The sequence below is a fragment of the Pseudomonas ficuserectae genome (genome assembly GCF_024584585.1).
Lineage (GTDB): Bacteria > Pseudomonadota > Gammaproteobacteria > Pseudomonadales > Pseudomonadaceae > Aquipseudomonas > Aquipseudomonas amygdali.
Map to the genome: position 1 here is coordinate 62,374 of NZ_CP085686.1, position 18,319 is coordinate 80,692.

15 protein-coding genes and 4 pseudogenes are annotated in these 18,319 nt (G+C 55.3%); 17 read left to right on the forward strand and 2 right to left on the reverse strand.

Going from position 1 to position 18,319, the window contains the following annotated elements; all coding sequences use genetic code 11:
- Positions 1-6: 6 nt before the first annotated feature.
- The 13 genes and pseudogenes from LJU29_RS28660 to traQ form a co-directional block, all read left to right on the forward strand.
- Positions 7-720: a YecA/YgfB family protein gene (locus tag LJU29_RS28660; protein WP_057432826.1), complete on the forward strand. Its 714-nt coding sequence runs from the start codon at positions 7-9 to the stop codon at positions 718-720.
- A 59-nt stretch (positions 721-779) separates the two neighbouring features.
- Positions 780-998 (forward strand): annotated as a pseudogene (locus LJU29_RS28665) (plasmid transfer ATPase TraJ); the annotation flags it as partial.
- A gap of 197 nt (positions 999-1,195) precedes the next feature.
- Complete coding sequence (locus tag LJU29_RS28670; RefSeq protein WP_004643879.1) at positions 1,196-1,780, forward strand: hypothetical protein; 585 nt, start codon at positions 1,196-1,198, stop codon at positions 1,778-1,780.
- On the forward strand, positions 1,777-2,328 hold the full coding sequence (locus LJU29_RS28675) for a phospholipase D family nuclease (protein WP_050543862.1): 552 nt from the start codon (positions 1,777-1,779) through the stop codon (positions 2,326-2,328). Before LJU29_RS28670 ends, LJU29_RS28675 begins: the two co-directional genes overlap by 4 nt.
- Positions 2,329-2,364: 36 nt before the next feature.
- Complete coding sequence (locus LJU29_RS28680) at positions 2,365-2,610, forward strand: hypothetical protein (RefSeq protein WP_004668193.1); 246 nt, start codon at positions 2,365-2,367, stop codon at positions 2,608-2,610.
- A 28-nt stretch (positions 2,611-2,638) separates the two neighbouring features.
- The gene (gene icmT / locus LJU29_RS28685; RefSeq protein WP_004668192.1) at positions 2,639-2,926 is read left to right on the forward strand and encodes an IcmT/TraK family protein; all 288 of its coding nucleotides are present in this window, start codon (positions 2,639-2,641) and stop codon (positions 2,924-2,926) included.
- A 42-nt stretch (positions 2,927-2,968) separates the two neighbouring features.
- Positions 2,969-7,450, forward strand: a complete 4,482-nt coding sequence (locus tag LJU29_RS28690) for an LPD7 domain-containing protein (protein ID WP_257113038.1) — start codon at positions 2,969-2,971, stop codon at positions 7,448-7,450.
- A 25-nt stretch (positions 7,451-7,475) separates the two neighbouring features.
- A complete protein-coding gene (locus LJU29_RS28695; RefSeq protein WP_005740389.1) occupies positions 7,476-7,829 on the forward strand; it encodes a hypothetical protein in 354 nt (117 codons plus the stop codon).
- Complete coding sequence (locus LJU29_RS28700; RefSeq protein WP_257113039.1) at positions 7,826-8,533, forward strand: DotI/IcmL family type IV secretion protein; 708 nt, start codon at positions 7,826-7,828, stop codon at positions 8,531-8,533. Before LJU29_RS28695 ends, LJU29_RS28700 begins: the two co-directional genes overlap by 4 nt.
- A 43-nt stretch (positions 8,534-8,576) precedes the next feature.
- The gene (locus tag LJU29_RS28705; RefSeq protein WP_257113044.1) at positions 8,577-9,635 is read left to right on the forward strand and encodes a DotH/IcmK family type IV secretion protein; all 1,059 of its coding nucleotides are present in this window, start codon (positions 8,577-8,579) and stop codon (positions 9,633-9,635) included.
- Positions 9,636-9,640: 5 nt separating this feature from the next.
- The gene (traO, locus tag LJU29_RS28710) at positions 9,641-10,999 is read left to right on the forward strand and encodes a conjugal transfer protein TraO (protein ID WP_257113045.1); all 1,359 of its coding nucleotides are present in this window, start codon (positions 9,641-9,643) and stop codon (positions 10,997-10,999) included.
- Positions 10,996-11,544 carry a hypothetical protein gene (locus tag LJU29_RS28715; protein ID WP_257113046.1) on the forward strand — a complete coding sequence of 183 codons (549 nt, stop codon included), beginning with the start codon at positions 10,996-10,998 and terminating at the stop codon, positions 11,542-11,544. Before traO ends, LJU29_RS28715 begins: the two co-directional genes overlap by 4 nt.
- A 168-nt stretch (positions 11,545-11,712) precedes the next feature.
- A pseudogene (traQ, locus tag LJU29_RS29455) lies at positions 11,713-12,157 on the forward strand (conjugal transfer protein TraQ); the annotation flags it as partial.
- On the opposite strand, the pseudogene LJU29_RS28725 reads toward traQ, so the two are convergent.
- A pseudogene (locus LJU29_RS28725) lies at positions 12,157-13,342 on the reverse strand (diguanylate cyclase domain-containing protein); the annotation flags it as partial. The pseudogenes traQ and LJU29_RS28725 sit on opposite strands and share 1 nt — an antisense overlap.
- Positions 13,343-13,958: 616 nt before the next feature.
- On the opposite strand from LJU29_RS28725, the gene LJU29_RS28730 reads away from it, so the two are divergent.
- The 4 genes and pseudogenes from LJU29_RS28730 (at position 13,959) to LJU29_RS28745 (ending at position 17,777) form a co-directional block, all read left to right on the forward strand.
- Positions 13,959-14,660, forward strand: a complete 702-nt coding sequence (locus LJU29_RS28730; protein ID WP_122320626.1) for a FadR/GntR family transcriptional regulator — start codon at positions 13,959-13,961, stop codon at positions 14,658-14,660.
- A 67-nt stretch (positions 14,661-14,727) separates the two neighbouring features.
- Positions 14,728-15,925: pseudogene (gene lhgD / locus LJU29_RS28735) on the forward strand (L-2-hydroxyglutarate dehydrogenase).
- 40 nt (positions 15,926-15,965) lie between these two features.
- On the forward strand, positions 15,966-17,312 hold the full coding sequence (locus LJU29_RS28740) for an MFS transporter (protein WP_257113047.1): 1,347 nt from the start codon (positions 15,966-15,968) through the stop codon (positions 17,310-17,312).
- Between the two features lie 57 nt (positions 17,313-17,369).
- The gene (locus LJU29_RS28745; RefSeq protein WP_005759111.1) at positions 17,370-17,777 is read left to right on the forward strand and encodes a hypothetical protein; all 408 of its coding nucleotides are present in this window, start codon (positions 17,370-17,372) and stop codon (positions 17,775-17,777) included.
- A gap of 121 nt (positions 17,778-17,898) precedes the next feature.
- Here the strand turns inward: LJU29_RS28745 and LJU29_RS28750 are convergent, their stop codons facing one another.
- Positions 17,899-18,141, reverse strand: coding sequence for a helix-turn-helix domain-containing protein (locus LJU29_RS28750; protein ID WP_306459413.1), 243 nt, complete (start codon positions 18,139-18,141; stop codon positions 17,899-17,901).
- Positions 18,142-18,319 lie beyond the last annotated feature (178 nt).

An 18,319-nucleotide genomic window follows, 5' to 3' on the forward strand; every position in this document is an offset into this window, starting at 1 on the left:
CACCCCATGAGCCATCCACCTTTTCAACAAGCGCTGACCGATGCCGAACTCGATAGGCTGACTGATTTTCTTGATGCCATCGGCTCACCGGCCATGAACATTGAAATGCTCGACGGCTATTTTGCGGCACTGATCTGTGGTCCGGAGATGGTGCCTCCCAGCGAGTACCTACCACAAATCTTGGGCGAGAATTTTAGTTTTGAGAGCAATGCTCAGGCTACCGACATGATGGGGCTCATCATGCGCCACTGGAATACGATTGCATCGGTATTGCTTCACACGCTGGAGGAGCCTGACGTGTATTTGCCAGTGCTGTTGGAGGATGACGATGGCATTACTTACGGCAACGATTGGGCTCTGGGCTTTATGCGCGGAGTTCAGGCCCGACCTGGAAGTTGGCGTGACCTGATCGACAGCGACGAACATAGCGGGCCGATGCTCCCCATCATGCTCTTGGCCTATGAGAATGACCCCGATCCAGCGCTGCGACCACCGTCGGTTACTAACGAAAAGCGTGAAGAAGTGATTGAGATGATGATCGCCAGTCTGACGATCATCTATCGCTTCTTCGAGCCTCATCGATGGTCGCTGGCACTGAGACCACCCGATGTACCACTACGCAGAGAAGGACCGAAAATTGGACGCAACGCCCCCTGTCCGTGCAGCAGTGGACGCAAATTCAAACATTGCTGCGGATCCAAATCCCCAACGATGCACTGACCATTGCTGGTGACCCAGGCAGCTTAACTGACTTCCCTGTTCCATTGCTCCCCGGACCCCAATACATCATCTTCGATGATGGGCTGCGCGCCAAGCTGGCCAGCATGCCTTACCCCGAATGGGGTCGGCATATCGACTCCATTATTCGCTTGGAGCAACGACGCTTCGCTGATCAGGCCTGGCGTCTTCATCTGGAAGGTCGCATTGACCGGCGTGAACTGGCGGTGGCCATGACCGCCTCGCAATTGCGGGAACTCGAACAGCGGGCCACGCCATGATTGAGCTTTTGGTGCAGTTTAGTCCCGCCAGTCTGGCAAACAAGGCGTGGCCCAGTTCGGGTGGAAGCACTGCTCGACCTGAAGCCGACCTTCGAAATGCAGGCAAGGATGCCCCCCATCCCTAGGTAATGCGGAAACCACAAGGCCTGCTCGATGCAGCGTCAGACCCTCTATGCGCAAAGCGCGAAGGAATTGAAATGAGCAACGAATTCGAAGAGATAGAGACACTTCGCTGCCTCCTGGCAGGCAGTCGGGACCGGATCAAATTCCAGCAAGGCGAAATCGCCAGATTCGAATCCATCTTTGAGCCGACGCATCTCATGTGCCTGCGCGGCGGAGAGAAGTTACTGGAGCTGTGCGCTCCTGATGGAAAGTTCATAGGTGTTTCGTGGAACGACATGGCGCAGGTACTGGCAGCAATGGTGCAGGCTTCGCCAATTGGTTCTGGCAAGGCTCCGAAAATCGTCGACTCACTCCAGGCCGAGATCGAGCAGCTGAAGGCCGAACTGGCTGGGTCGGAGAAGGATAGTCGGGAGCAGATCGATCAGGTCAAGAAAGCCTATGAGTTTCTCATGTTGTGCCGCCAGGACAAGACCGACACAGCCATAGACGCCGGTGCCATGCGTGATGCAAACGAATGGCTCAAGGTTGCCGCTGAAAATCTCGGTGCAGCCCTGTGCAAGCCTGCCAAGAGGGGCCAGGCCATGACTGAGCCTTTGGTGCAACAAGCACAAGCGCATCGAGAAGTACCCAGCGCTCTTGAACAGAGTGCCGAGTCATGACTGCCTTATCGGCGTTAACCAGATCGTTAAGTCGTGGACTGGTGGCCTTGGTGCTGCTGTGCAATCTGACCTTTACCGTTCAGGCGGCTGAAATACAGGTGGGTTTTTCACCCGAGGGCAGCGCGGAGCAGTTGGTACTCAATGTGATCCAGCGAGCCCGGCAGCAGATACGGCTGATGGCTTACAGCTTCACCTCTCCAAGCGTGGTCAAGGCGTTGGTGCAAGCCAAACGGCGCGGCGTCGATGTACAGGTGGTGGTCGATGCCCATGGCAACGACAACAGGGCCAGTCGCGCTGCGATGAACCTGCTGGCCAACGCGCAAATCCCTGTGCGCACCAACGGTGCGTACAAGATTCAGCACGACAAGGTGATCATCACCGATGGCCAGAACGTCGAAACCGGCTCGTTCAACTACTCGGCCTCGGCTGCCAAGGCCAACAGCGAAAATGCGGTGGTGATGTGGGACGTTCCTGCGGTGGCCAGCGTGTACCTGGAGCATTGGCAATCACGCTGGGTGCAGGGACAGCCTTATCAGCCGACTTACTGAAGAGGATGTGGTGAAACGACTAGGGAAGGGAACGTCATGTGCCAAAACACTCAGCAGTGCTGCTCAACTCCAGACGAATGCAAGGCCTACAGGGACATTGAGGAACAGATCGGCCATTGCACGCCCGATCAGGCCTGGGGCATGTACTTCGTATCGACAGGGAGCGTGCGTGAAAACATCAGACTGGCAGTAATGAAACACATCGCCCAGGGCAACAAGGCATTGCTGGTTGAGTTCCCGGAACTCGCGCCGGCGAAAAAAGGAGATCACGAATCGGGCTAGCGTCCCAACCGCAGCATAGGAGTTATCCATGTCTGACCAGCAACTGCAACCGGGCTATTGGCGCAATGCCTCACGCCTTCTCAATCTCTACGGCATACCAGCCCCCTTGTTCTTGTTGTACCTGGCGTGGTTTCGCTTCCCCTCCATGGTCACGATCTACGTCATCACCGCGATTATTGGCGGCTTTCGGCTGCTCTCGTTCTTTGGGTGGACGTTCAAGGTCCTGGTGATGCGACTGGCTTACCTGTTGCGCGGCAAGCGCTTGTCCGGTCGGCCCTGGTGGTATCGACGCTTTACCGAAAGGGGGGAGCGATGAACCTGCTATTGCAAATGGCGCCCATAATGGAGGCGAGAGACAATGACGTTAACCATTGATCATGCAAAAAAGTTAGTGATTGAATTCTGTGCGACCTACCCGGTAGCGTCCACCATCAGCTACAAGATCAGAGAAACCCAGGAGGAGCTTTATGGACCGCAAGCCACCCGAGAAGCCGCTGGAACCATCCTCGGTTCATTTCATCCTAGAGGACGACGAGCCGTTTTTGCCACTGCCAACTTTAGTAAGGACGAAGAGTTTACAAGATCTCTTAGGCACGAAATCCTTGGACACTTTGGGATCAACACCTTCAACCCCTCCGAAAAAAGAGCAGTCCTAAACGCGCTGATTGATGCGCGTACCGAGCCCAGCACGGCAGCCCTCTGGACCAAGGTTGATCAGCTTTATCCGGGGATCAGCGATTTACGTAAAGCTGAGGAAGTGTTTGCCTTCGCCTGCGAAGAGATTGATCCGGATGCCCATGCCAACACTCTTGAAGGTGCTCGATCTTTTCGTGAAACCTGCATAGATCGCTCTCGCCCCATGCAGATCAGTGACCTTATCAATCTGACGAGCATGGTTGCTGAAGGGCTGCATGATCGTAGCCGGTCGCAACAGAACTTCCCGGCGTCGGATAATGCCCAGTTCAAGATTGAAACAGCCCCTCGCACATCCGAATACCCGGTTTGGCTGGCCGTGCCGCCTGATGATCGTGATAAGGCTCGACTGTCTGCCGGACGACTCAGTGACGGTCGTGAGGCTATTGACTGGAACAAAGAAGAAAAGCTTTGGTTTGCCAGACCTGGATGTGACCTTGATCGCATCACCGACTGGTTGCCTGATCCAAGTTGCCGCGCTGGGGGAGGGGACGCCGAATCAGAGTTTCTGGATGTACTGACTCAAGCCGGCCTGGTCGTCAAAGGCATGCCGGTGATGAACGGTAGTCGGCAGCGTGTCGCGACGGTCAATGACAAGCACGGCAAGAAAAGCGGTGTCTATTGCGGTTTTCTGGATCGTCGCCCTGCTGGCTGGTTCATCAACTACCATCGTGCCGATTCGGCCAAGGATGTGACCAACTGGGTGGCGACTGGCGGTGAGTCTGATCCGATCACCCGCCTGCACATTCGGGCCGGGGCCAAGCAAGCCCAGGAAGACGCCGCTCGTGATCGCGCTGTTACCTACGCCAAGCAGACGTTGGCTGCCAAGAGACTTTACGACCGGCTGCCCGCCGCAGACCCTGCGCACCCCTACCTGGTGCGGAAGGGAATACCCCCGACGCCCGACATTCGTCAAACACGAAACGGTGCCCTGGTGGTGCCGTTTTTTAATGCCTCGGGAACGTTCAAGACGCTGCAGTACATCCCTCCCGAGGGTGAGAAGTTCCTCTTCAAGGATGCCCCCAAACAAGAGCATTTCCTGGTGGTGGGCGGCTCGCTCGATCCGGTCAACCCCATCCTGTATGCCGAGGGCTATGCCACGGCGCGCAGCCTGAACCTGGCCACCGGCCTGCCGGTGGTGATGACCATTGACGCAGGCAACATGGTGGCGGTGGCCAAGGTGCTGCATCAGCAGTATCCCGACAGTCGGCACCTGTTCATGGCGGATTTCGATCATGCCAAGGACGTGAACAAGGGATTGATCATGGCCAATGAGGCGGCCATAGCGGTGGGGGGCCAGGTTATGTACCCAACGTTCAACGACGCCGAAATCGCCCGTGGGTTCACGGACTTTAACGACCTTCACCAATCACGAGGACTGGACGCGGTACGCGAACAGACCGCTCCCCTGATTCGACAGTACGAAGAGGTAACTGCCATGCCGACAGATTCGAACACTCAGTCTCCGGACAATACTGCGCAAAAGGCAGCCACTCCCGCGCAAGAAACGCTGGAACTGGATGCAGCGCCTGCAGCTTCAATACAGGTCCCGGATCAATCCGCACCGCCGCAGACCCGTAGTGTTCAACCGGTTGCATCTGAAGCGTCATCTGTTGAAAGCCAGTCACCCGAAACTGCCCAGGTCACTGAAGCACCGGTTGGCATTGATGATGCGCAGGTATCCACCCAGCCACCTTTGGCGTTGTCACCTGCTGAGCAACTGGCCTCGGTAGAGGCCGATCCTGACGCTTCCGCGATCGTTGACGAACAGCCCAAAGCGACAATGTCTGTGGCGACAGACCGCAACACGCCGTCTGACGCGCCTGTACTCACCCAGCCGACCTCGGCGGAGGTCGTGCCAGAGCAGTCTAACGAAACCGCTCAACCAGCTGCGCTGGCTGCTCAACAACAGGCACCGGGAGAGGCCGACCCAGTCTCCTCAGCCAACGTGGCTGATCAGAATAGGGCGACTCCACCTGCGGTGACAGACCAAGAAATGTCCACTGACGCTCCAGTGCTCAACCAGCCCCCTTTGGCAGAGGCCGAGCCAGAGCAGTCGAATGAGACCGCTCAACCAGCTGCGCGGTCTGCTCAACAACAGGCACCGGGAGAGGCCGCCCCAGGCTCTTCTGCCAGCGTGGATGATCAGAAGAGGGCGGCACCACCTGCGGCGACAGACCAAGAAATGTCCTCCGACGCGCCTGTACTCAACCGGCCACCTTTGGCGGCGGCCGAGCCAGAGCAGTCGAACGAGACAGCTCAACCAGCTGCGCCTCCTGCTAAACAACAGGCGTCAGTAGAGCCTGATCCTGACACTTCCCCCGTCGCTGAGGATCAACCGATAATCGCACCGGCAGGGCCTGCTCAAAACGAAGACAATGAAAGCCTTTCAGACGTGGAGGTTCCGGTGTCAGGGGCCCTGCCGCGTCGTTTCACCACAGCACGCAAGACCGGCCCGGCGGTCGTACCGGATGCTATCTTCGTAGGGGCTCCGATAGGAGCCGACGAGCCACAACCGCAAGCCAGCAACATCGACAAAGACGCTCTGTTGGCCCGCATCAGCCGCGAGGTTCAGGGTGACAATTCGGTGCTCTACAAGCTCGATGCCGAGCCTGCTTTCGTTGACCGTGGGTCGCGCCTGGAGATGGTCCAAGGCGCAGGTCAGGAAGATGAGAAGGTAATAGCTGCGTTGCTCACGGCAGCACAGTTCTACCGGGGGCGCATCGAACTGACCGGCAGTGACGAATTCAAGGCAAAAGCCATCGAGCTGATTGCTCAGCACCAGATCAATGTGGAGATGAAGAACCCTGCGCAGCAAATGTTGCTGGACGATGCCCGTAACGCGTTGAAGCAGCCACCTGTAACGCTTGATGCCATTCATGGTGATACCCCACCGCCGTACGGTGGTCCACAGCCGTCACAGGCGAAGCCCTCGGCACCGCAACCTCAACAAGCCGCGCCGGCATCGGGGCATTCGTCTGCGTCCGCGCCGGCGAGTACTGCTTATCAGCCGCTGGAGGTTGAGGGTCTGCAGCGGCCACTGGTTCAACCTGCACCACCGGCACAGCCCGACGCACCGGTCATCAATCCGCCCTCGGCAGCTCCAGCATCGGATCAGCCTGCAACGTCAGCGAATCAGCAGGTGTCGCCCGCCATCCATCAGCCTTTCCAGGCGGCCAAGGATGGCGTGACAGGCAAGATCCTCAAATGTGGCCAGCAGCCGTTTCGTTTTGAGCCAGACAAGCCCGAGAGCACCTTCATTACACTGCGTACCAAGAACGGTGTTCAGACTTTTTGGGGAAAGGAACTGGCGGGGCTGCTGCGCCAAACCCGTGTGCAGCCAGGCAAGATGGTGACGTTGCAGTGGCTGGGCAATTTTCCGGTTACCGTCAAGGTGCCCCGCAAAAACGATCAGGGCGTCACCGTGGGTTACGACGATAAAGACGTCCATCGCAACCAATGGGCCCTTAAGGTAGAGGGTAACCCCGCAGTGCGTTCTGGCCAGGATGAGGGCGTCAAACTCGGCGCCTATGACGCCGGGCGTTTCGCCGTGGTGCAACAAGCCTGGCTTGCGCAACTGGGCGTGGATGCTCCCTTGCCCACGCCACCCACGGATGGCCTGTATTGGTTGACCCCAAACGGTGAAGGCAGCGCAAAAACGGGTGACGAGCTGTCGGCCCCTCGGCCGCCGATCGACCCCAACAACACAGCGGGACAACCCGTCATCAGCAGTTGGTCGCAGGATGGCCATCTGGACATGTACCTGGTGCGCGGCGATGGTCCCTATCTGCAAGGTGTGGTGCGTCAGGGGGATCAGATGCAGCATGTATTGGTGAGTTTGCCAGGCCGTGACGATGGGCCTTCGATGGTGTTTAACGCCATTACCCCCGAGGGCCTGCTGCCGATCGGCACGGGCAATGGCATCAACCGCTCTGGTGGCGAGCCGGTTTCGAGAGAGCACATTGCCTTCAAGCTCGAAGGCGACAGCGCTGTGCGCATTGGCAAGCTTGACGCGCCTGGCGAGGTGCCCCCGACCTTGCACGCCCTATTGGGCTTCGATCAGCGCTGGAAAGAGGAAAACACCCTCCCAAAGTCAGCTCCCACAGCGGCACCGTCAGTACAGCCGAGCGATCCACGCCCGGTGTAAAACGCAAACAGCAAAGGAACTCATCATGAAGAAAAGCATGTGCGGTGCACTGCTGATGGTCGTGTGCTGCCTGCCCGCTGTGGGAAGCGCAGCGGTGTGCCGCTCAGGACAAGCGGCCAGTGTGGGCAGTCAGACTGCGTATGAGCGGGCCAAGAAGGCGTCGGACGTGTGGGCAGAGCGCGAGCGCACCGTCTCAGACGAGCTTCAGGATTGCTTGTCGCGCATTCGCACCACCAGCATCAGCCTTCCCTCGTTTCCAAGCCTGGAAGACCTGATGAACCAGGTGGCCGATCAGGTATGCCAGGCGGCGGTGGACAAGATCAACAGCCACATCCCCAGCGGCTCGGACCCTTGGCAGTCGGTAGGAGGTTCATTGTGACTGACTCATCAGAGAGGTTGCTGCCCGTGGAGGAGTCTCTGGAAAAACCTCACCTCCCCACGGCAGAAGATCAGCACACGTTCGAGCATGCCATGCAGTTGCAGCGTGACCGTGCGTTAGGTGCGGCTTTCGCCCATCGCTGTCTGACCGCAGTGCTCTGGATGGCACCGGCATTGGTGCTGTCGGTCAGCGTGAATGGCTACTTGGTCTGGCAGGTCGCCCATCCTCCGGTGAAGTACTTCGCGGCCGAGGGTGGTCGCGTGACCAAGATCATCCCTACGGACAAACCAGGGCATAGCAGGCGTGACGTGTCGGCCTTTGGGGCCGACACCATTCGCCAGAGCTTCACTCTGGACTTCGTGCATTACCGCGATCAGATGACCCAACTGGGCGAGCGCTACTCGGAAGTGGGCTTCCAGGACTATTACAAAGCCTTGGTGGCCTCGAACGTGCTCAAAGCGGTCAAGGATCAGCGCATGAACCTCTGGGTGGATGTTGGCCCAGGGGTGATTCGCGGTAGCGGGAAGATCGGGGACAAGTTTGCCTGGGAGTACCAGTACCCGGTGACTTTGAAGCTGGATGGTCAGCAATCGGGCAGTCCGCCTCAGCGCTTCATTTTTACGCTGCGCATTCAGCAGACGGACGTTCGCGTGAAAAACGCCGGGCTTGAAGTCACCCAGGTCATCACCACCAACGCTAACTAAGGCCATTTCGCGAGTTATTGACGCCGCTGGCCAGGAAAATCCCATGAAAACTTCAATTGCGCTGGCCCTATGGCTAGCGGCAGGCGGCTACGCCTGGGCGGATGAAACTGTCAGCCCAGAGGCCGCTCCGGCTAAATCTGCGGTTCCCCCCTCTGCTCCCGTGACGCCTGCTGCGGGGGCTGCACCTTCGGGCTGGGCTACGGGTGTAGGTGTTAACCCAGCAGCACAGAAAGCCGGATCGCCGGCACAAGGTAATGGCCATGGGAATGCAGCACCCGCTCAGCAACCGTCTGGAAATGATCCGCTCCCGCCGCCGCCATCCGAGCTTTTTCAAAAGGCTCAGGACAGCGTTTCTCCGCTGACTCCCCAAGAGATTCGGCAGCTGCGCGGGCAGGTTGGAGAGGTTGACAAGGCCATGGCCGCACAGCAGGTCGCCATTGTGCCGAGAATCAGCGCACAAACGGTGAATCTGTCGCCGGGGGCCAGTTTGCCGCTGGTGCGCACGGCGGTGAACTACCCCACTTCCTTGACCTTTATCGACAGTACCGGCGCGCCGTGGAACCTGGGCGCCGCGCCCATCAGTGGCAACCCCGATATCACGCCGTATTACGTGCCCAATAGCCCGGTCATGGTCTTGTACGCCGCAAAGCCTTTTGCCAGCGGAAACGTCACGGTTTACCTGAAAGGTTTGGCCGTGCCGATCATGCTCTACGTCAGCAGTGGGGAGTCGGATACCAAGGCCCAGACGTGGGCAGTGGACGCTCGCCTGGACTTGCGTGTGCCCAGGCGTGGGCCGGGTGCTCAGCCAGGCGCCGCTCCCGAGGTCCGTATCGGCTTGCACGATCGGGTGCTGCAGGGGTTTCTCGATGGCGTTCCACCCAGGGAGGCCAAACAGCTCAAAACCACCGGCAACGTGCCAGACACCACGGTGTGGCAAATGGGTGACGACCTGTACATCCGCACGCGGGCTGATATCCGGGACGAGTTCGAATCCACGTTGTCGTCGGCAGACGGTACGCATCTCTGGAAATTACCCGTGACGCCCTATGTGTCGTTCTCAGTCATGGGCCACACAGCGGCCCTCAACGTCGCCTTGGAGTAAGCATCATGGCAAACGAAAACGATGCCAAACGCGACATGAAACTCACCGCAGCGCTGGTTGGAGGCGCATTGGTGGTCGTTTTTGGCGGTGCCTATTACCTTTGGGACTGGCTGGCCAGGCCTGAGCCGGCGCAATCGAAGGTAGACCTGGGTCGAGTAGCACAAGCTTCGCGCAGCCACAGCACTGAAAGCCCTGCCTATCGCGATCTGCTCAAGCAATACAACGAGGAAGGGGCCAGCACGGCTAAAAACGAAAACAGCAGCTTCATTGCCAGTATGCCCATGGAGCAGACGAGCGTGATGCTGCCTGTGACGAAGGCCAAGCCTGCCCCTCAGGTAGAGCCTACCGCCCGGCGTAGCCGTACTCGTCAGGACGAGAACTCAAAAGACTCCGAAAAGAAGGAAGACCTGCGTCTGAAGGCATTGCTAGAACGGATCAATCCTGAAAAAAAAGCCGAAGAGCGGCAGTCCGGTCTGGTCTTCGCCCATGTTTTAGGGGGAACTAACGCTTTGAATGGCTCAGGCGATACGACCACGGGTTCTGCTGGAGGCTATGACAGCTGGAGTGAAAGCCTGCCGGGAGGTGCCAAGCTGAAAACCGCTTCCATGAAAAGCACCGCAGAACCCTATTCACCTGTCGAAGTGGTGCCGCCCTACTGGCGCGGGGCTGGCGTGATCGATATCGGTGTGGACTCGGACAACAGCACCACGCCGGTGCTGGGCAAGCTGTCCGGGCCGTATGCCGGGGCTGTGCTCAAGGCACCCGAGGGCGCCAGGTTGGCCGGTGATGGTGTGGTGATCCACTTCACTGAAAGGGCCTTCAAGGGCGTCAATTACAAAGTCGATGCCTATGCGCTTCAGGACGACACCCTGTTGGCCAACGTGGCTTCTGAAGTGAATCACCGTTACATGTCACGCATTGTGTTGCCAGCGGTACTGGGCGGCATTGGCAATATCAGCGACATGTACTCGCAAGCCAATACTCAGGTCCTCAGCAATGGCTTTTCTACCCAGACCGCTCGACCAGGCATGCCGGATGGAACGGCGGTCGCCGGTACCATTCTGGGCGGTGCCGCCGGCCAGGCGGCCAAAGTGCTGACGGATGATGCCGCTCGCACCCCGGCCACCCAGGTCAATGTGTTCAAGGGGCAGGTGGTCGCGATTCAGTTCATGCGAGGCGTATACGCAGGTGATGCCGTTGCCCCAGGGCGAAGCGGTGAAACGGTGCAACCTGCGGCCCCCGCTCAGGCCGTCATGTCGGCACAACCCCAGTCCCCAGCCCAACCGCTGACGCCTGATCAATGGCGTGCGCAGACCCAGACGCGAATCCAGGCGCAGCGCAAGCTGCAGGAGAGTCAACAATGAGCGAGTTCAGTCCAGCAGAGCCCAAGGCATCGACGATTGAAATGCCGGCTCCCACCCAGGCTCCCAGTCGTAGCGTGTGGCAACGCCCGATCATCATGGGGCTTTCACTGCCCTGGCTGATCGGCATTGCCCTGTTATTGGCACTGGTTGGCTGGTACTTGTTTGCCCGCGAAGAAAACCCGTCAGTCAATCGCCTGGCCTTTGAAAATGACTTAGAACAGCAGCCTTTGCCCGCTGAACAGTCGAGTACCCACCCTGTTGCAGCCGCTGCCGAGTCTGATTTGGGCCAGTTCAAGAACGAGGTTGCGGCCATGATCGGCGGGGTGCGTACCTACGCAGAGGTGAATCGCACCGCGATCCAGCGCTTGTCCGAAACGATCAAGACTCAGGGGTTGCACAACAGGCGCTGCAACAGCAACTGGCTGAGGCACAAGCGCAAAACAGCGTCTTGTCAGCACGTCTGTCCTTCCTTGAAGGACGACCCGGCGCGACGACCACGACACAGCAGGTCAGCAAGCCAGTCGCTAAAACACGTTCGCCGTTGAATGGCATGCGCGTGCAAGCCATTCAGAACGGCATGGCCTGGGTGTACTGGCAGGACAAGACCTAGGCCGTCAGTCCCGGCGAGAAACTGGGCCAGGTGACCGTCACCGGCATCAATCCCAGGCCCGCGAAGTGCTGACCAGCGCGGGCACAATCAAATGAGGTAAATCATGGACGGCAGTACTGACGCGATTCAAATGTTGGTCAATCTGTCCCACAACCTGCTGACTTCCTTAGTCAACTTTGCCTTCACGCTGGGCAGCTTGTTTGCGGTCACTGGCGCTGTGAGCTACCTCGCCACTCACGCCAGTGCCGCGCGCAAAGCACCTGGCCCTGCGGAAGGTGGCGGCAAGGTCATCGCCGTGTTGTTGCTCTGTGGTGGCCTGGCCGGCCTCGATCAAATGATCGGTGCTGCCGCCCGCCAGTTTGGTTGGCAGGGCGCGACCTTCGATGCCATCAGCTACGTGGACGTGGGCACCTTTGGTGTCGCAGCCGATGCGGCCAATGCCGTGTTAAGTGCTGGTGCGCATGCTGGGCGTCTGGTTCGCGCTGCAAGGCATGTTGTCCTGGAAACGCTCGTTCAAGGACGGGCATACGGGCCTATCGGCCAGTCAGGTTACGCCATCGGCACTAAGTTGTTCACGGTGACTGGCCGAAAACAGGCAAGTGGACCCGGGGTTGTGATTCTTGCCTTGGTAAAGGGCGTAATCGGCATATTCAAACAATTGGGTAGCATTGTCGGCGGTAGCTGGATACGTTGCGAAACCCAGAGTCGCGCCGATCTGGATCGGTATTTCGAGAGTTCGAAACTTTCATGCATCAACGTGCAAAGGTGCTTGCCGAACATCAGTAACGCCTCGTTACTGATGTCGCCCTTGATGACCAGCGCGAATTCGTCACCGCCCAGCCTAGACACGTGGACGGTATCGCTCGCAGCAGTGGTCAGCCGTTCGGCGACCAGCATCAACAGCCTGTCGCCAACACTATGGCCATAAAGATCGTTGACCGGCTTGAAACCGTCCAGATCCGCACACCCACCGCTAGCCCGCTGCGCTGTAGCAGTGCCTCGTTCATCGCCGTATCCAGTGTCTGGAAAAAATGCCGACGGTTAGGCAGGCCGGTCAGGCTGTCCCGATTGGCCAACATCAGGTTCGCGTTGCTCAGTTGTTCAGTCTTGAACTGGGCGTTCACCAGGCTGGTGAAGTCGCGGTACTGATAGCGAAGAATGATCAGCATGCCGATCGATACCAGCACAATATTTGCCGCCGTGGCGATAAACGTGATGTTGTGTGTTGAGGCGAAGAAAATAACGAACGCTGTGTTGACGATCACTGCGGTAATCAAGGCTGCAGACTGCAAATGCATCATGCAGAAAATGCACACAATCACGGTGATGCCCATGAAAAACGCCACTTGCGCCTGGGTATAGGCATCGCCATAGGGGTACATTGATAAAGACCATGCCGCAAATGCGGTGGAGATGATACCCACCAGCCTATTGGTGCCGCGAAGCGTCTCGAGAATAGTGCTTGAAGCTGGCGGCGGCTTGTTTACCGTAAGCAGCCACTTGCGCGCGCGAATGCCGCACCCGATGGTGAGGACTGTCGGCACCAGCAACGTCAGCCAAATCGGGGCAGTCGCCCAATGGGTAAAGGCAAGCGCCCAGGTATTGACCAACAGCACGAAGTACATCAGCGGCAGTTGTCGGGACAAAGCGACGTATTGGGCTTGCAAAAGCCGGGGATTATCGGAAGGCACGGACATCAGGGTGCGCAAGGCCCCCATCATTTTTTTCAGCATCGCAAGGCTTCTCTGTCAGTACATTCAAAGCGCAAGCGGCTTGCTGCTCATAATGCGAGCCAGGTTGTAACCTGCTCACCTGTAATGCTCTCGGCAGCGATAATTAATTCTTTACGGTAAAACAGGACTGAGCATTGGCGCGCTATGACGTGATCGAGAAGGATCACCGTCAGTATTACGGATACGACGAGCCGGAGGTGAGTACCCATTCCCCAGCTCGGCATGACCAGGTGGATGACGCCCCGATGATGGTTACCAGCCTCCAAGGCCGTTCGTTAGTTGAGGCGAGCCATCAGAAATGGTCAGGACCTACATTCAAAATGTACGACCGTGTCCTGAGAAGGGGGACTTTCAGCTGAATTGAACCCCGCCGCTTATGGGGGGCTCCAGCTGCCTCCTGCCTATATGGATTTCTCTGACAAAGATTTGCCAATCCATTCCTCGGATGCCGGCTACCTGATTGGCGAGAAAACCGTATCGTAGGAGCTAGTGGAATCCGTTCTGTCACGGCAGTTCGATACCAAGCATGCTAACTACAACAGCCATTCGTCGGCAAAAATCGCAACTGGATCCAAAGTTAATTAGCATAATTGTCTGACAATAGGACATAAACTTTATGCTTAGCTTTCCACGTCCTCACTCCCTCGTCGAAGGTGTCGTCTCTGCGATCCGCAGAGAGATTGTGAGCGGACGGCTCCCAGCAGAGTCGAAGATGCCGACAGAGCATGAGTTAGCTGATCAATTCAGTGTAAGCCGGTCCGTGGTACGTGAGGCCATTTCGCAGCTGAAAGCTGATGGCGTGCTAGTGATTCGTCGCGGCAGTGGCTCCTTTGTTTCTCAAACTCCCGGTGGAACGGTCTTCCGGCTGCCAAGCAACGAGGACCATTCGGCTGGCTTAGCTAAATTGTTTGAATTGCGCTCATGGATTGAAATACAAGTAGCGTCTGTTGCTGCGCAGCGGCACACAGATGCAGATTTGAAGCGGCTGTCTGATGCCATGTTGCTGATGGAGAGTAACGCGGGAAATTTCGAAATCTCCTCCAAGGCAGATTGTGAATTTCATTGCGCCATCGTAGCTGCGTGCAAAAACGAATATCTGACTGCCTTCCATGACTTCTTAGGCAGCCAGTTAATCCAGGCTCGTTTCATGGCTTGGGAAAACTCCTCAAAACTTGAAATAGGTCCAAGTGGTGCCATCCGTGAACACCGTGAAATCTACGACGCAATAGCAAAACGAAATCCCTCTGAAGCCGCTCACTGTGCCCGCATGCATCTCAAGGCTGCCGCGCTACGGCTCAATATCGATCTGGCGGATTAGTGAGCATCCATGAGTATAAATATCGCTCATCATGTTGTCAGACAACCTGACATTTAAAAGGATTTCTATGATCTACGATTTCTGTGTGATTGGGGGTGGGATAGTAGGGCTGGCCACAGCCATGCAACTGCTTAGGGCGCATCCAGGCGCTTCGTTGGTACTCGTGGAAAAAGAGGCAGCGATAGCTAAGCACCAAACTGGCCATAACAGCGGGGTCATCCATGCTGGGGTCTACTACGATCCTGGCAGTTTGAAGGCCGTACTGTGCAAGCGTGGGGCAGAGCTGACAAAAGCCTTCTGTACAGAACACAAGATCCCGTTTGAGATTTGCGGGAAAATGCTTGTGGCATCTAATCCTCGACAGCTTGCCTCGCTCAGCAACCTTGAAGCGCGAGCCAGACAGAATGGGCTCAACGTTGAACGACTTGAAGCTAAGGCGCTAAGGCAACGCGAACCCAATATCACAGGTCTGGGCGCACTGTTTGTAGACAGCACCGGTATTGTGGATTATCGCCTCGTATCAGATGTGATGGCTGGCGTGATAGCCAAAGCCGGTGGGGAAATAGCATTAGGTCAAACTATAGTCGCAATTCAGGAGCATGAGAGCCATGTATCGGTGTCATCAGAAGCGCTATCCTGGAAGGCTAATAAATTAGTGGTTTGCGCGGGTTTACAGTCTGATCGTTTAGCTGGAATGGCCGGACTGGATGTCGATTTTCAGATTATACCTTTTCGTGGTGAATATTTTCGGTTACCGTCAGAAAAAAACAACAGTATAAAATCACCTGATCTACCCAGTGCCAGAAGCTGGGCTTCCATTTCTCGGCATTCATCTAACTCGTATGATTGACGGAGGGGTTACGGTTGGACCCAATGCTGTGCTTGGTTTTTCTCGCGAGGGTTACAAAAAACATGCGTTCAATGCTCGCGATGTTTTGGAATACAGCATGTATCCAGGCTTTTGGAAGCTTCTCGGTAAAAATTTACGCTCCGGAGTTAGCGAGATTAAAAATTCGGCCTGTAAGAAAAGCTACTTAGAACAATGCCGTCAATATTACCCCTCTCTCAGACTTGAAGACTTACAGCCATCGGACGCAGGAATACGCGCGCAGGCGGTCACAAAAAACGGAGGGTTTGTACATGACTTTCTGTTTGTCCAAACCTCTAGAATGCTACATGTCTGTAATGCGCCATCACCTGCAGCTACTTCGGCTATTCCAATAGCCGAAATGATAGTGGCAAAACTAGAAGGCTCTGTAGTTTAATCAGAGCTACTCGTATAAATATAATAGTATGGGTACGGCCATGAGTAAAAAAACTAGATTAATGCCAGACGAATCTACAGCCGAGCGCAAAAATCGTTTGCGGAAGGTTGCCGCTGCAACCATCATTGGATCAATGCTGGAGTGGTATGATTTTTATCTGTATGCATTAATGGCTGCCACAGTTTTTTCTAAAGTTTTCTTTAATCCTTCTGATGCGCAAAATGCAACTTTACTGTCTTTCTCGACTTTCGCCATCGGATTCATAGCTAGACCGTTTGGAGGTGTTCTTTTCGGACACCTCGGAGATAAGTTTGGCCGCAATCGTATGTTGATGGTGACCTTTTGCCTAATGGGAGTTTGCACAACAATTATTGGACTCATCCCTGGTTATGCCACGTTGGGCATTTGGGCACCAGTAACGTTGGTGTTGATTCGAATCTTGCAAGGTCTAGGCGCTGGTGCGGAACTCGCTGCAGCCGCTGTCACAGCGTATGAGCATGCTGACGAGAACAAGCGCGGCAGCCAGGGCGCATGGCCCGCTCTAGGGTTGAACCTGGGTCTGCTTCTATCGTCGCTGACGGTCTATCTTCTGACGATACAGGGTGAAGCATTCTTGCTTGCCGGAGGGTGGAGAATCCCATTTGTTGCCAGTATCGTTCTTGTGATGGTGGGGTTGTGGGTGCGCAGAAGCATTCCAGAAACGATTGCCTTCCAGGAGATCAGTGACGACAACAAATCCCAGGTCACGTCGAACACTGGTATAGAAAAAGCGCCTTTGCTGACTTTGCTTAAGAAAGACTTCAAAGGTCTAGTTGTAGTTCTTCTTGTTGCAATTGGGTATAACGCCCTAAGCTATATATTCAAAACCTTTTCACTTGCATATCTCACGTTGTATAAAGGGGTATCTGCAAACACCACTTCACTTTCTGTAACCATTGCCAGTCTAATAGCAATTTTTGCGGTTCCCTGTTTTGGTGCTTTGTGTGATCGCTGGAGCAGCAAGAAAGTATTGATGGCTGGAGGAGCGTTATCAGCCATGTTTGCATACACCTTTATGCAGCTCTTGGAGACGGGACAGAGCTCGTGGATATTCATAGCTATAGGTTTTGCGACCGGTGTACTTGCGCCGATGATGTTCGCTCCACAAGGCTCTTTCTTGAGTCGCCAGTTTCCCACAAACACAAGATCATCAGGCGTTGGCACTGGTCGAGAGATTGGAACTGCTATCGCAGGTGGCCTAGCCCCACTTGGAGCGTTATCGCTGGTTTCAAATTCTCCAGAGCATTCAACACATGGAGTTGTACTGATCTTGATTTTATCAGCAGTTTTGTTGGTCGTGGCTTGCGCATTTGATCAAGGTGGTAAGAGTTCTAGTTTCAAGAACTGATGAATAGGTCTGTCTCTTTTTTCATAGATAGTGCGTGTACAGTGTATGGAGAAAATAATGGAAATTGAAAAAGATGAAGTGAGAATTGAGTTAAAGGAATTGGTTGATGTGATGCGTTTAGACGAAAGTTATACATCTTTCTTGTCTGGCGGTATCTTTTCAATAGACCAAGTTGCAAGTGATGTATACGCTTTATTAGACGCTACTCAGTCCTGTTGGGTTGGTGTGTGCTATTACTTGCAAAGGCGATCTTCTTCAAAAGAAGATCGCCTTGGTATGCAAGAAGAATTTAAGGAGCTTTTAGATCTTTTGGAGTTCGAGAAGCAATTTAGCGCCGTTCGTGCTCACACTAGATTGATTCCTTTAGATGCCTGTTCGATATTGATCCACTTTTATAGAGTGCTACGTATTGAAGAAATTTTACGTAAGTATAAGAATATTTTAAATCGGTATGAACATGTTTGATTTTACTTCTTTTTATCACGCAGGCTATCTGCAAGTTTTATTAGTTGTTCCAAGTCTTCAATAGTCTCTAGTTGAAGAGCTTTTTCAGTTAGGTTTTGTCGGAGCATATGGATACGTTGAGTTATAGAGTCTTGTGGTGGAAGTATCTCCATCGGAGATACCCGAATAGGTCTGCCAACCTTAGCAGATCTTCGATGTTAGGCATAGTTTCAGCTCTTTCATACCGGCTAATGGTATTAGGCTCGCAGTCTATGAGTTCTGCCACTTCAGACTGCTTCAGCCCCTTACCTGTGCGTAGCAGCTTCAGGCGAGCGGCGACAAAATCGCGCATGATTTCTGATCCCTTTTTGGAGCCAGAGAGCATCAGCACTGACGCTCTAAAAAAAAACACCAGAAATAGATATTTTTATTCATTTCTGGTTGATTTTTTTTGTGTTTGCTCTATTTTGTTATCTACAAATCCATCACCTGACGGTCATCCCTGGCCCAGTCACAGATGGAGCTGGTTTCCATCAGCACACCACTCGCCCCTGCGCTCAGCG